12 protein-coding genes and 1 pseudogene are annotated in these 14,053 nt (G+C 53.6%); 9 read left to right on the forward strand and 4 right to left on the reverse strand.

Features of this window, described 5'->3' with window-relative positions; all coding sequences use genetic code 11:
- Positions 1-146 precede the first annotated feature (146 nt).
- Genes uvrB through CAGGBEG34_RS02995 form a run of 3 tightly spaced genes read left to right on the forward strand, consistent with a single transcriptional unit; the run spans position 147 to position 3,886 of the window.
- Entirely contained in the window at positions 147-2,240 is a 2,094-nt protein-coding gene (gene uvrB / locus CAGGBEG34_RS02985; RefSeq protein ID WP_006682395.1) for an excinuclease ABC subunit UvrB, read from the forward strand.
- 21 nt (positions 2,241-2,261) lie between these two features.
- On the forward strand, positions 2,262-2,702 hold the full coding sequence (gene smpB, locus CAGGBEG34_RS02990) for an SsrA-binding protein SmpB (RefSeq protein ID WP_006682396.1): 441 nt from the start codon (positions 2,262-2,264) through the stop codon (positions 2,700-2,702).
- A gap of 20 nt (positions 2,703-2,722) precedes the next feature.
- Positions 2,723-3,886, forward strand: coding sequence for a hypothetical protein (locus CAGGBEG34_RS02995; protein WP_006682397.1), 1,164 nt, complete (start codon positions 2,723-2,725; stop codon positions 3,884-3,886).
- A gap of 101 nt (positions 3,887-3,987) precedes the next feature.
- Here CAGGBEG34_RS02995 and fabG read toward each other — a convergent pair whose 3' ends face one another.
- On the reverse strand, positions 3,988-4,734 hold the full coding sequence (gene fabG, locus CAGGBEG34_RS03000; RefSeq protein WP_006682398.1) for a 3-oxoacyl-ACP reductase FabG: 747 nt from the start codon (positions 4,732-4,734) through the stop codon (positions 3,988-3,990).
- A gap of 175 nt (positions 4,735-4,909) precedes the next feature.
- Here fabG and CAGGBEG34_RS11595 point away from each other — a divergent pair.
- The 4 genes and pseudogenes from CAGGBEG34_RS11595 to CAGGBEG34_RS03020 all read left to right on the forward strand — a co-directional run.
- Positions 4,910-5,137, forward strand: a pseudogene (locus CAGGBEG34_RS11595) (type II 3-dehydroquinate dehydratase); the annotation flags it as partial.
- 49 nt (positions 5,138-5,186) lie between these two features.
- Positions 5,187-5,636 carry an acetyl-CoA carboxylase biotin carboxyl carrier protein gene (gene accB / locus CAGGBEG34_RS03010; protein WP_006682399.1) on the forward strand — a complete coding sequence of 150 codons (450 nt, stop codon included), beginning with the start codon at positions 5,187-5,189 and terminating at the stop codon, positions 5,634-5,636.
- An 11-nt stretch (positions 5,637-5,647) separates the two neighbouring features.
- A complete protein-coding gene (gene accC, locus CAGGBEG34_RS03015) occupies positions 5,648-7,012 on the forward strand; it encodes an acetyl-CoA carboxylase biotin carboxylase subunit (protein WP_006682400.1) in 1,365 nt (454 codons plus the stop codon).
- A gap of 55 nt (positions 7,013-7,067) precedes the next feature.
- Positions 7,068-7,550: an outer membrane lipoprotein gene (locus CAGGBEG34_RS03020; RefSeq protein ID WP_006682401.1), complete on the forward strand. Its 483-nt coding sequence runs from the start codon at positions 7,068-7,070 to the stop codon at positions 7,548-7,550.
- A gap of 124 nt (positions 7,551-7,674) precedes the next feature.
- Here CAGGBEG34_RS03020 and CAGGBEG34_RS03025 read toward each other — a convergent pair whose 3' ends face one another.
- The 3 genes from CAGGBEG34_RS03025 to CAGGBEG34_RS03035 form a co-directional block, all read right to left on the reverse strand.
- Positions 7,675-8,028, reverse strand: a complete 354-nt coding sequence (locus tag CAGGBEG34_RS03025; RefSeq protein ID WP_042687902.1) for a hypothetical protein — start codon at positions 8,026-8,028, stop codon at positions 7,675-7,677.
- A gap of 96 nt (positions 8,029-8,124) precedes the next feature.
- Positions 8,125-9,246 (reverse strand): ribonucleotide-diphosphate reductase subunit beta, encoded by a 1,122-nt coding sequence (locus tag CAGGBEG34_RS03030; RefSeq protein WP_006682402.1) that lies wholly within the window; start codon positions 9,244-9,246, stop codon positions 8,125-8,127.
- A 48-nt stretch (positions 9,247-9,294) separates the two neighbouring features.
- Positions 9,295-12,147 carry a ribonucleoside-diphosphate reductase subunit alpha gene (locus CAGGBEG34_RS03035; RefSeq protein ID WP_006682403.1) on the reverse strand — a complete coding sequence of 951 codons (2,853 nt, stop codon included), beginning with the start codon at positions 12,145-12,147 and terminating at the stop codon, positions 9,295-9,297.
- A gap of 316 nt (positions 12,148-12,463) precedes the next feature.
- Between CAGGBEG34_RS03035 and CAGGBEG34_RS03040 the strand changes: the two genes are divergently transcribed.
- Both CAGGBEG34_RS03040 and CAGGBEG34_RS03045 read left to right on the forward strand, forming a co-directional pair.
- Complete coding sequence (locus CAGGBEG34_RS03040) at positions 12,464-13,531, forward strand: hypothetical protein (protein ID WP_006682404.1); 1,068 nt, start codon at positions 12,464-12,466, stop codon at positions 13,529-13,531.
- A complete protein-coding gene (locus CAGGBEG34_RS03045) occupies positions 13,528-14,028 on the forward strand; it encodes a type III secretion system chaperone family protein (RefSeq protein WP_006682405.1) in 501 nt (166 codons plus the stop codon). The genes CAGGBEG34_RS03040 and CAGGBEG34_RS03045 overlap by 4 nt, the downstream gene beginning before the upstream one ends.
- The last annotated feature ends 25 nt before the right edge of the window (positions 14,029-14,053 follow it).

Genomic DNA, 14,053 nt, shown 5'->3' on the forward strand with positions numbered 1-14,053 from the left:
TAGAAGTCATTTCATAAATAGGCGAGTGGTCGTCAGGCAGGGGAGGACGGAGCGCAGGAAGCGGAGCATATAGGTAATATGTGAGCATTCCGAGCACCGCCCGACCCTGCATCACGGCCTCGCAGTCATTTATGAAATGACTTCTAATGAAAACTGCTGAATCTCATGACCTACATCCTAAGTCATTGGAAGCGTCGAAATTCGCGACCTTCGATGCTTCACCGTACCAGTTATATCAGCCTTTTCCGCCCGCCGGTGATCAACCGCAGGCGATTCATCAACTGGTTGAAGGCATTCGCTGCGGACTCTCGTTTCAGACGCTGCTGGGCGTGACCGGCTCGGGCAAAACCTACACGATGGCCAACGTCATCGCGCAGTTGGGGCGGCCTGCGCTGGTGTTTGCGCCCAACAAAACGCTTGCGGCGCAGTTGTACGCCGAGTTTCGCGAGTTCTTTCCGCGCAATGCGGTCGAGTACTTTGTTTCGTATTACGACTACTACCAGCCGGAAGCCTATGTGCCGCAGCGCGATCTATTTATTGAAAAGGATTCGTCGATCAATGCGCATATCGAGCAGATGCGCCTGTCCGCAACCAAAAGCCTGCTGGAGCGGCGCGATACGATTATCGTGGCGAGTGTGTCGGCGATTTACGGCATTGGCAATCCGTCCGAATATCACCGCATGGTGCTCACGCTGCGCGCGGGCGATGCCATCAGCCAGCGCGATGTGATTGCGCGCCTGATTGCGATGCAATATACGCGCAACGAGACGGATTTTCAGCGCGGGACGTTCCGCGTGCGCGGCGATATGATCGATATTTTTCCCGCCGAACACGCTGAAATGGGGTTGCGCGTCGATCTGTTCGACGATCAAGTCAATGCGCTGCATCTATTTGATCCGTTGACCGGTCAAATCCGGCGCGCCATCGCGCGCTTCACCGTCTATCCTTCTTCGCATTATGTGACGCCGCGCGACACCGTGCTGCGCGCCGTCGAAACGATCAAGGCCGAATTGCGCGAACGGCTGGAATTTTTTCAGCGCGAAGCCAAACTCGTCGAAGCGCAGCGGCTTGAACAGCGCACGCGCTTTGATCTGGAAATGCTGCAGGAACTTGGTTTTTGCAAAGGGATTGAACATTACTCGCGGCATTTATCCGGCGCGGCGCCCGGCGAGCCGCCGCCAACGCTGATCGATTATCTGCCGTCCAACGCCTTGATGTTTCTCGACGAATCGCATGTGTTGATCGGACAACTGAACGGGATGTACAACGGCGACCGCGCGCGCAAGGAAAATCTGGTGGAGTATGGTTTCCGGCTGCCGTGCGCGCTCGATAACCGGCCTTTGACCTTTGACGAATTTGAGCGGCGGATGCGCCAGACGGTGTTTGTATCGGCCACGCCAGCGGAGTATGAGCGGCGCGCTTCCGGTCAAACCGTTGAGCAGGTCGTTCGACCGACCGGGCTCGTCGATCCAGCGCTTGAGGTGCGGCCTGCAATCACGCAAGTGGATGATGTACTGGCTGAAATCCGCGCGCGGGCGGCGGCGAGTGAACGGACGCTGGTCACCGTGCTGACGAAAAAGCTGGCCGAACAGTTGACTGAATTTCTATCCGAACAGGGCGTTAAAGTGCGCTATCTGCATAGCGATATCGATGCCATCGAACGGGTCGAAATCATCCGTGATTTACGGCTCGGTCTATTCGATGTGCTGGTCGGGATTAATCTGATGCGTGAAGGGCTGGATATTCCAGAAGTATCGCTCGTTGCCATTCTGGATGCGGATAAGGAAGGCTTTCTGCGTTCCGAGCGTTCGCTGATTCAGACAATTGGCCGCGCTGCGCGCCATGTAAACGGTACAGCGATTTTGTACGCGGATACCGTGACCGGCTCGATGCAGCGCGCGATTGATGAGACGCAGCGGCGACGCGCTAAACAGATGGCCTATAACACCGCGCATGCGATTACGCCTAAAGGCGTGGTGAAACGTATCAAAGACATCATCGACGGCGTTTATCAGCGCAAAACCGGGCCGCGCGGCGCGCTTGAAGCGGCGCAAAACCGTATGAAATATGCGCCGCTCAGTGAAAAGCAGCTTGCGAAGGAAATCCGGACACTGGAAAAGCAGATGATGAGGCATGCTCAAAATCTCGAATTCGAGCAGGCCGCGCAGGCGCGCGATCAACTTGCGCAATTGCGGCGGCAAGCGTTTGGCGTGAATGCCGCGGAGGGCACGCCGGCCTAAAGTGTGCTGTGGAATGAACCGATGAGTATTGCTGAAAACAAAAAGGCGTTCTTCGACTATTTCATTGAAGAGCGTCTTGAAGCGGGGCTGAGTCTTGAAGGGTGGGAAGTCAAAGCCATTCGCGCGGGCCGCGCGCAGATCAAGGAAGGCTATGTAGTGATTCGCAGCGCTGAACTGTTTTTGATTGGCGCGCATATCAGCGCGTTGCCGACCGTCTCGATCCATATCCGGCCCGATCCGGTGCGCACGCGCAAACTGTTGCTGCATGCCGCGCAGATTCGCAAACTGATCGGCAGGGTTGAACGACGCGGTTACACGCTGGTGCCGCTGAATCTGCATTATGCGAAAGGGCGTATTAAGTGCGACATCGGTCTGGCAAAAGGAAAAAAACAATACGATAAACGCGCCGCCGAGAAAAAACGCGATTGGGAGAGGGAAAAAGCGCGTTTGATACGGGGTTAAGACAAACGGAAACGGGCCACATGATTACTTCGATTTCTGAAGCGATTCAGCTTTTTAATTCTGAATTTCAAAGAAACAGCCAAGTAAAAGAACTGTATACAAAGATTGAAGCGATCATTTATAAGGACAGATCGGAATGGCCTTGTTCTCAGAACGAAAAAAATGCTTTATCGAATGAGGATATCGATGAGATTAATCGTCTATTTGATAATGAGATTCTTGGGTTCAAAGGCGAGGCCCTGAAAAAACAATTCTTCAACCATTACTTTTTCAGAAGTAATGGCAGCGCTTCTAATTGGGATGAAATCACGATTTTCCCTCAACTATGTAGCTGCGCCCACATCACTGCGCTTGAGTATGCGCTGCCTTATATTGAAAATATCGATGCTCCAACCCAAAAATTCAAATGGTCGCCTTTGATGATGGCCATGATGGACGCGTTCATGACGGACTCGTTTGAAAAAATGGAGCTTCTCATAGACTATGGCGCAAATGTTCAATATGTCAGTCCGGAAAGCTTTCTATCGCTTCCGCTTCTTTGTGTGCTGATAAAAGCGGAGTGGCCTGAGAAATGTGAAAAAATGTACGCCTTCCTTGTGCAGCATGGGGCCAGAATCATTAGCCCGACTTTTTTGAAGGCGGTGGAAGCGTTTGAAGACCCACAATCAAGGGATACAAAACTCTGGGGACTTAGAACAACATTGACTGCGCGGTTCAATCTGGAGCCGGATCATCTTGCTCAATTCGGGCGGGAGGTGAAAGAAAAAGCGGCGGAAGAATTGCGCGAAAAGCTATATATGTGTCTGAACAATGGCGAGTATTTGAAACTCTTTAAGGCCGTCGAAGATTTGCAATCGGCAGGCCCAAAAGCAGCGGAAGTCGTCAATTTTGAATTCAAGAAAGGCGGCACCCCTTTTATATATGCGTGCACCCTCTTTAAGGGCATGATCGTCGAGTACGAAGAAGACGAAGCGCTGCTTAAGGACGTGTGCAACCATGTTTTAAAAGCGCTGGTCGACTGCGGCGCTGAATTTCATGAAGATTGCGCGGCATATCAAATCTTTGATTCGGTAGACCCGTCCTTGCAAAACAAGTTGAAGGGATATTGCCAAACGCTGATAGAGCACGTCATGCTCAGAGAAAAAGCGCTCACGCAAAAAGCATTTGCGGAAGCATTCGTCTAGTCGCGGAATAGGGATAGCTTAAAGTAAATGAGCGCATTTTTCAGTGAGATTGCCACTGGCGCGAGCGCGAAGCGACATAGGGCAAGCCACTGAAAAATGCGCTAATTCATGAACATTCCGCCATTCACATGCAATATTGCGCCGGTAATATAGCCCGCCTGCGCGGACGCCAGAAAAGCCACTGAATGCGCGACGTCTTCCGGAAGGCCAAAGCGACCCACCGGTATTTGCGCAATCAATGCATTGCGCTGTTCGTCCGTCAGCGCGCGCGTCATATCCGTATCGATAAAACCCGGTGCAACACAATTCACCGTAATTCCGCGGCCCCCCACTTCGCGCGCCAGGGCGCGCGTCATTCCCGTCACCCCCGCCTTTGCAGCCGCATAATTCGCCTGACCCGCATTGCCCGCCGCGCCAACGACAGAAGTGATATTCATCATGCGCCCATAACGCGCCTTGAGCATCGGACGCAGCGCCGCCCGCGAGAGCCGGAACACGGAGTTCAGATTGGTGTTGATGACCGCATCCCAATCTTCGTCTTTCATCCGCATCATCAACTGATCTTGCGTGATTCCCGCGTTATTCACCAGAATATGCAGTCCGCCGAACTCCTGCGCAATCGCTTCAACAAAGGCATTCAGCGCAACATCGTTGACGTCCAGAATTCGCCCGCAGCCTGCAAGACCGTGCGCAGCTAGGTCTTCGCCAATGGACATCGCGCCGCTTTGCCGGGTTGCGGTGCCAACCACTACCGCGCCCGCGCGGGCAAGGGTTAACGCAATCGCGCGGCCAATTCCGCGGGACGCGCCCGTCACCAATGCAATCTGTCCAGTCAGCGTGTGAACCATACGGCCATCTCCATTCAAAAGTATAAAAAGATGGTATAAATATTGCCAATTGGTTTTATTTTACTTGAAAAGCATTTTTTGATGCTCCGGCTAGCGCCTGGTGATGCGCCATTCTATAGACAGTCTCCGCCTTTTAACGTTAAAGGCTGCCAAAATTCACTGAAAATCATCGAAAATGTCTATTCCAGAGCTATTGAGGAACCATCGCAGGGTAGCCGGTCCATTGCTGGCGCTGCACGGCCCTAATTTAAACCTGTTGGGCGAGCGGGAACCCCATCTGTACGGCCGGGTTACACTGGCTGAACTGGATCAATATTTGATTCAACATGCCCGCGCGGCGGGCGCAAGCTTGCGCGCTTTTGCTGGACTGACCCATACCAGTATTGCATTGCGCGATGCGCTCGATGATTGCGCATCAGGAGCGGAGAACAGGCATCAGGGATCAGAAGACAATGGATTTACGCAAGCTTAAAACTTTAATCGACCTTGTTGCGGCATCGGGTATTTCCGAACTGGAAATGAGCGAAGGCGAAGATAAAGTGCGGATTGTCAAGGATGCGCTGCCGGCCGCGCCATTCACACCCGCCCAGACGCCGCCTCATGCCGTCAGCGCATCAGATGCGCATGAATCCGCCAGCGCGCCGCCTGAGCAGGCGCCGCCTCAAGGACACGTACTGACATCGCCAATGGTCGGCACTTTCTATCGGGCGCCGTCACCGGAAGCCGCGCCTTTCGTCCAGGTCGGCGACCCTGTAGAAAAAGGCCAAACCATTGGTATTATCGAAGCGATGAAACTGCTCAATGAGATTGAGGCGGATGAGGCCGGCATTGTGAAAGAGTTTCTGGTTGAGAATGGGCAGGCGGTTGAGTATGGCCAGCCGTTGCTCAGAATAAGCGCTTAAATAAAATCCAAATGTTTGAAAAAATTCTGATTGCCAACCGCGGCGAAATTGCATTGCGCATCCAGCGCGCCTGCCGTGAGCTGGGCGTGAAGACAGTGATGATTTACTCACAGGCCGATCAGGAAGCGAAATATGTGCGGCTTGCCGACGAGGCTGTCTGCATTGGCCCCGCGCCGTCCGCTTCATCGTACTTGAATATGCCGGCGATTATCAGCGCCGCCGAGGTCAGCGACGCTGAAGCGGTTCACCCGGGTTACGGTTTTTTATCCGAAAACGCGAATTTTGCCGAACGCGTCGAACAATCCGGTTTTATCTTTATCGGGCCGCGTCCGGAAACCATCCGGCTGATGGGCGACAAAGTGACCGCCAAGCAGACGATGCTGAAAGCAGGGGTGCCCTGCGTGCCGGGCTCCGAGGGCGTCTTGCCCGAAGAGCCCAAAGAAATTATTCAAATCGCGCGCCGTATCGGTTATCCCGTCATCATCAAGGCGGCGGGGGGAGGAGGAGGACGCGGGATGCGCGTCGTGCACACTGAAGCAGCGCTGCTGGGCGCGGTCAATATGACGCGCGAAGAAGCGCAGCGCGCCTTTGACAATGCGCAGGTCTATATGGAGAAGTTTCTTGAAAACCCGCGCCATATTGAAATCCAGGTCCTCGCGGACACTTTTAAAAATACGCTCTGGCTCGGCGAACGCGATTGCTCGATGCAACGGCGTCACCAGAAAATCATTGAAGAAGCGCCCGCGCCGCATATTCCGCATCGCCAGATTGAACGCATCGGCCTGCGCTGCGCCGACGCATGCAGAAAAATGGGCTATCGCGGCGCAGGCACCTTCGAGTTTTTATATGAAAAGGGTGAGTTCTATTTTATTGAAATGAATACCCGTCTACAGGTTGAGCATCCGGTCACTGAAATGATTTCGGGCATTGATCTGGTGCAAGTGCAAATCCGGATTGCCGCGGGTGAAAAATTAGGTCTCAAGCAGCGTGATGTGGTATTCAGGGGCCATGCCATTGAATGCCGCATCAACGCGGAGGATGCCGCTACCTTCTCCCCCTCGCCTGGGCGCATTACCGCCTGGCATACGCCTGGGGGGCCGGGTATCCGGGTCGATTCGCACGCCTATAACCAGTATTTCGTGCCGCCGCACTATGATTCAATGATCGGCAAATTGATTGCGCATGGCGCAACGCGCGAACAAGCGATCCAGCGCATGCGCATCGCGCTCTCTGAAATGGTCGTGGAAGGGATCCAGACGAATATCCCGCTGCATCGTGATTTAATGCTCGACGCAAAATTTGTTGAAGGCGGTACCGGCATTCATTACCTTGAAAACCGGCTTGCCGCGCAGCAGGGGGGGTCCCCGGAAAAGTGAGCGCGCCAAGCTATAATCTTTTGTCCTAACCTGTTGTCATTCTTTGGAGCACAGTATGAAAACAATAAACCGGATGAATCGCATTGCACTCGCTGCATTACTTGCCGCTGCGGCTGGATTACAGGGCTGCATGCCGAGCACTTCAGCCGATGTATATACGGCGCAACAGGCGCAAAGGGAGCAAAGCGTGCGTATGGGAACAGTTGAGTCAATACGCCCGGTCAAGATTCAGGCAAATGGCGGAAAACCCAGCGGAGTCGGCACGGTCGGCGGCGCCTTGGCAGGCGGCGTTGCGGGCAGCACGATTGGCGGCGGAAGGGGATCCACTCTGGCCGCGGTTGGAGGCGCACTTGCGGGCGCGGCATTGGGCACTGTGGCCGAAAGCCAGCTTGGAGTCCGTAATGGCGTCGAGATTACGGTGCGGCTGGACGACGGGACGCTGCGCGCGGTCACGCAGGAAGTGACCAAAGAAGTGTTCCGCGTTGGAGAGCGCGTCCGCTTGTTAACTGCGAATGGCGTGACGCGCGTCACCCACTAGAGCATTTTTCAGCGGCTTGCACCGCGTCGCTTCGCCGTTCGGTATGTTCGGGATGTAAGCTATCCCTCGTTCCTCTCTCCTGGCGAGGAGAGAGGAAAGGGGCAGCACAAAAGTAAAACATGGCTCAGGGACGCGCGTTGGTTGGAAAAGGCCAGGCGGAAGCGGGATTGAGCACTGTTTTGACCGCTGACGCGGCGGCTTTCTTAACCGGCGCGGTTTTCTGAACAACGGCTTTTTTTGCAACGGACTTCTTCACGGCGGCCTGTTTTGTCGGCGCTTTTTTCACGGCTGCGGTTTTTTTCTCAGCGACCTTCTTGACCGGAGTTTTTTTGACAGCGGCTGTTTTAGCTGCTGTCACTGTTTTTAACACTGTTTTCTTCACAGGCGCTTTCTTTACCGCAACCGTTTTTTTAGCTGCGGTTTTCGCCGGTGCAGCTACCGCTTTTTTTACAGCAGGTTTCTTCTTGGCAATGGCCATTACCTTCTCCTTCAGTGTTCAGATAAAAATCCAGCAACTGTTTTTTCTTCTTTTAAAAACCTGCAAAAAAACTTGAGCGCATTTTTCAAATGGGTTTTAATCCCAGTTTAACGCTCCGCCTGTCTGATATTCAATCACGCGCGTCTCAAAAAAGTTGCGCTCTTTTTTCAGATCAATCATCTCGCTCATCCACGGAAAAGGATTTTCTTCATCCTCTGCAAAGAGAAGCGAGATGCCGATCTGCCGGCAGCGCCGGTTGCAAATAAAGCGCAGATATTTTTTGAACATCAGTGCATTCAATCCCAGTACGCCGCGCGGCATCGTATCTTCCGCATAACGGTATTCGAGATCGACCGCCTGACTGAACAGTTCACGTATCTCAGCGCGGAAATGGGGCGTCCACAAATGCGGATTTTCCAGCTTGATCTGGTTGATGAGATCGATGCCAAAATTGCAATGCAGCGATTCATCGCGCAGGATGTACTGATACTGCTCGGCGGCGCCGGTCATTTTGTTCTGCCGCCCTAACGCCAGAATCTGCGTAAAACCGACATAGAAAAACAAACCTTCCATCATGCACGCGAACACGATCAACGATCTTAATAACGCTTGATCTGCGTCCGGCGCGCCCGTTTTGAACATCGGATCCGTTAAGGTATGGATAAAAGGAATTAAAAACGCGTCTTTATCGCGAATCGATTCGATCTCATGATAGGCATTAAATGTTTCGCCTTCATCCAGGCCAAGCGATTCCGCAATATATTGATAGGCATGTGTATGGATGGCTTCTTCAAAAGCCTGGCGCAATAGATACTGGCGGCATTCGGGCGCGGTGATATGGCGGTAGGTGCCGAGCACAATATTGTTGGCCGCCAGCGAATCCGCGGTCACAAAAAAACCGAGGTTGCGTTTGACAATACGGCGCTCGTCTTCCGTTAAGCCATACGGGTTTTTCCATAGCGCGATATCGCGGGACATATTGATTTCCTGCGGCATCCAGTGGTTCGCGCAACCGGCCAGATACTTCTCCCACGCCCATTTATATTTGAACGGCACGAGCTGGTTGACATCTGTTTTGCCATTGATGATGCGCTTATCGGCGACGTTAATGCGCGCCGGCGTCTGTTCTTCCTGCTTTTCTTTCAAAGTCTGCGCCTGATGCGCGAATTCCTTTAAAGTGTCCGACTGACTCTTCCGATTCTGATTTAGATTCAACATCCTACTACCCTCAATTGCAGCCGGTTTTTTTTTACCCTGTATTGCCCGCTACTGGCACACCTCGCATGCTTCAAAATTTACATCGTCCGGGCGCAATGCGCAAACTTGCGGCGCACTGTGCGCTGAAGATTCAGACGACATCGCAACCGCGTTGAGCGCGCCATGCGCGACGGTCGATTTCTCGATATGCGTGGCTGCCATCGTGCGCAAATAATAGGTCGTCTTCAATCCGCGCCGCCATGCGAGTCTGTAAATTTCATCGAGCTTTTTGCCCGACGCGCCGGCCATATAAATATTGAGCGACTGAGACTGATCAATCCACTTTTGGCGGCGCGCGGCGGCTTCAACGAGCCATTTGGGATCGATCTCGAACGCGGTGGCATATAAGTCACGCAAGTCTGCCGGCACCCGGTCGATGCGCGCGAGCATGCCGTCGAAATATTTCAGATCGGCGATCATCACTGCGTCCCACAGGTCGCGCGCTTTTAGATCGCGCACCAGATATTCGTTGACAACGGTAAATTCGCCGGACAGATTGGATTTCACAAACAGGTTTTGATAAGTCGGCTCGATGCAAGCCGAAACGCCGACGATATTGGAAATCGTCGCAGTCGGCGCAATCGCAACGCAATTGGAATTGCGCATCCCATACCGCGCAATGCGGCGGCGCAATGCTTCCCAGTCCAGTGTGCCCGATTCGTCCACTTCGACATGACCGCCGCGCGCCTGCGCCAGCAATGCCAGCGTATCTTGCGGCAGAATGCCGCGCGACCATAATGAACCGTCGTAACTCGAATAGCGGCCGCGCTCTTGCGCCAGTTCGGTTGAGGCCCAATACGCGTAGTAGCACACCGCTTCCATCGAACGGTCGGCAAACTCAACCGCCACCTCCGACGCATAGGGAATGCGCAGCGCATGCAAACAATCCTGAAATCCCATAATCCCTAGACCGACGGGCCGATGCTTCAGGTTGGAATCGCGCGCTTTGGCGACCGCGTAGTAATTGATATCAATCACATTGTCGAGCATGCGCAGCGCGGTTTGAATCGTCTTTTTCAGTTTGTCATGATCAAGCCGCAAAGCGCCGTTGTCCGCAGCGCGCAGATGCGCGACCAGATTGATGGAGCCTAAATTGCAGACAGCGATCTCGGAATCATTCGTATTCAGCGTGATCTCCGTGCACAGGTTCGACGAGTGCACCACGCCGACATGCTGCTGCGGCGAGCGGATATTGCACGGGTCTTTGAAGGTGACCCACGGATGACCCGTTTCAAATAACATACCGAGCATCTTGCGCCATAGCTGCGCGGCGGGCATTTTCTTGAACAGTTTGATTTCGCCGCGCGCTGCCTTTTCTTCGTAATCCAGATAAGCGGCTTCAAAATCGGCGCCGTATTTCTCGTGCAGATCAGGGCAATCGGATGGCGAGAATAGCGTCCATTGCGCATCGGCGAGCACGCGTTTCATAAACAGATCGGGAATCCAGTTAGCGGTATTCATATCGTGCGCGCGGCGGCGGTCATCGCCGGTGTTCTTGCGCAGTTCAAGGAATTCTTCGATATCGAGATGCCAGGTTTCCAAATACGCGCAGACCGCGCCCTTGCGCTTGCCGCCTTGATTGACGGCGACCGCTGTGTCATTCACCACTTTCAGAAAGGGCACAACACCCTGAGATTTGCCGTTTGTCCCCTGGATATGCGCGCCGAGCGCGCGCACGCGCGTCCAGTCGTTCCCCAGACCGCCAGCGAACTTCGACAGCAGCGCGTTCTCTTTCAGCGCTTCGTAAATGCCTTCCAGATCATCCGCGACCGTCGTCAAATAGCACGACGACAATTGCGAACGGCGCGTCCCGGCGTTAAACAGCGTCGGCGTCGAACTCATAAAGTCGAAGCGCGATAACAGATGATAGAACTCGACTGCGCGCGCATTGCGGTCCGCCTCATTCAGCGCTAGCCCCATCGCAACGCGCATTAGAAAAGTTTGCGGCAATTCAAGCCGGGCGCCGTCAATATGGAGAAAGTAGCGGTCATAAAGCGTTTGCAGTCCCAGATAACTGAATTGCAGATCGCGCGCGGCAACGAGCGCTTGCCCGAGCATCGCCAGGTCAAACTGGAGCAGTTTTTCATCGAGTAATCCGGCCCTGACGCCGCGCTGCACAAAAACCGGAAAATAGCGCGCATAGCGCGCGGCCATCTGCGCATGCGTGACTTCTTTGCCCAGCGCTTCGCGGCGCAGAATATGGAGCAGAATGCGCGCCGCGGCCCGGCTGTACGCGGGCTCTTGTTCGATCAGCGTGCGCGCCGCGAGAATCGCACTGTCATATATTTGCTTCAGCGGCGCCCCCTCGTACAGATTTTTGAGCGTCTGCTCGATGATCGGCTCCGGCTTTACCGCCGCGCCCAGTCCTTCACACGCCTGCGCAATCAGCGCGGTCAGCGCGTCCAGATCGAGCGGACGCCTGACCCCATCATCCAGCACATGGAGCTCCGCTTTTGGCGCAGCGGTAGCGCTTGCCTGCCGCGCCTGCGCGCGTTGTTCCCGATACAGCACATAGGCGCGCGCAACATGGTGTTCGCCCGCGCGCATTAACGCCAGTTCGACTTGATCCTGAATATCTTCGATGTGGAAGGTCCCGCCATGCGGACGGCTGCGTATCAGTGCGTTCACCACGTTCCGGGTCAATTGATGGACCGTCTTGCGCACGCGCGCCGACGCCGCGCTTTGCTCGCCGTGGACAGCCAGCATCGCCTTGGTCATTGCAACGGAGATTTTGGACGGCTCGAACATCACCACCGCGCCATTGCGGCGAATCACGGTGTAATCGTCCAGCGCTGGCGACGCTGCATTCAAAGCGGCGCGTTCACTCATTGACGCGCTAAGCGCACTTTCATGGGCTGGCATAAAAACTCCTGCGATTGCTTAATGGATTTCACCGATTTCTATAGGGTATTAAAAAGACTATATTTTCCTTGCGGGAGCATGATGGGTGACACCCTTAGAACCTGTTCACGATCTGTGACGAGCGCCCGTCAGCCAAGGAGGACGGAGCGCAGGAAGCGGAGCATATATGAAATATGTGAGCATTCCGAGCACCGCCCGACGCAGGCTCACGGGCGCGCAGTAAGATCGTGAATAGGTTCTTAGAGCCGCATTCTCAAAGGAGACTGGACATACGCACCAAAATTTTTCTGCAACCTTCTTTTAAATGGAGGAGATTATGCTACCGGCAATCCACCTTGCAGAATTGTCTACTTTATCCACACGCGCTTTTAATGCCTTTTCTTCACTATCTCGCGCCCACTCGACCCTTCACCATGAAAGAGCGTTCCATCGGCTTTCTGAGGTCGCCCAGCAGTTTGTATCGGGCGCTTCTGAAATGCCCTTCATTATGAAGATTCCGCCATCGTTCCGTTTGACCAAGGTCACACAGACGGACTTCGCGCAAGCGCTCACAACAGAACCTCTCTTGAGTCGATATTTCAATACGCAGGAAGAATCGAGCGCAATCTCTTCAATGAAAAAACAATGGCTGCAAGACACCGCCCATGTGGTCAATCAACGCATTTCAGACATGCCATCGGAAGACCGCGGCATCGAACTCTCTTTCCGGTTCCGGAAAGCGTATGGCGACAAAATACATCATATTGCGTTAGGTACGCTGTGGCGCGGCAACGGCAGCGGTTTGCAGTTTGGCGTAGTGCATCAAGAAGCCATTCCTTTTAAAAGAAATACAGAAACCATTCACCAATCGCTGATTTTTAACCATTTTGATACAGGCGCTTATTTTCGAGACGCTCGCTCTCCTGTGCAAAATTCGCTCGAAAAATATGGACCGCCCGATGTGATGATCAGAACCTGTTCTCATCCTGAAAATATACTGGTCAGTCAGTGGCTCAGCAGTGAGAATTGCATACATCCCTATGGCTACCGCGGCAAGCAATGCGAGGGGGGATTCCATGAGTTGTCCTGCTTTTCAGTCACTCGGACCTTCCAAAAGATTGTGCGCGGCAATGAGGTTTGTATGGATACCCGGCCTCATGTACCGGATATGATCAAAGAGGTTGTGACAGACCTTTTTGGAACAGAGAGCTATGAAAAATTGAGGCAGTTTGAGTTCAAGGGACGAAAAATAGATATTGAAGATCCGCTTCTATCCGAAAAAGAGTTCTATTACGCCTTTATCAGCGCGACTTCAAGATGGGGGGACAATGAAAAATGGGATGTCAGTCCTATAACGCCCGCACAAGAAACTGTTGGGACGGATAGACTCCAGTTGTCAAGATGAACGACCGCTCATTCATCCGGTCCGACCCTGAGTCGCCGCCTGCGCCGGGCCGTTATTGCCAGCTTTTCAGCGAAGTGGCCCAGATGTTAGGCGCACCGCCGGTTCCAGCCGATGCGGTGACGAAAATCTGGTCCATTGGCACGGACGGCCATTTGTTTTCCATCGTCGCAAAAGACGAATCCGCGCCGCCTGGCATCATCGTCATTCAGGATTTTGGAGAAGTGAGCGAGGCCGCCGATTCATTGTGTATCCGTATGCACCATGTCAATTTCAGAAATACGCTGGACGGCGGTCCGTTGCACAATGCGCTGTTTTCAATCGACCCGCGCACCCAGTCCGCAGTGCTGATTCAGACGCTTGTCCTGGATGAATTAAATGGTCCGTTACTCATCCGCGCCCTGCAAAAACTGGCTGATTTTGGTCATCGCTTCAGGATGGATGCTGATCGCATGACAGATGATACTCCGATCAAAGGTGATCTGAGCGCTCTGCTTTAGAACCTGCTCACGATTTTACTGCGGT

The organism is Candidatus Glomeribacter gigasporarum BEG34, from assembly GCF_000227585.1.
Lineage (GTDB): Bacteria > Pseudomonadota > Gammaproteobacteria > Burkholderiales > Burkholderiaceae > Glomeribacter > Glomeribacter gigasporarum_B.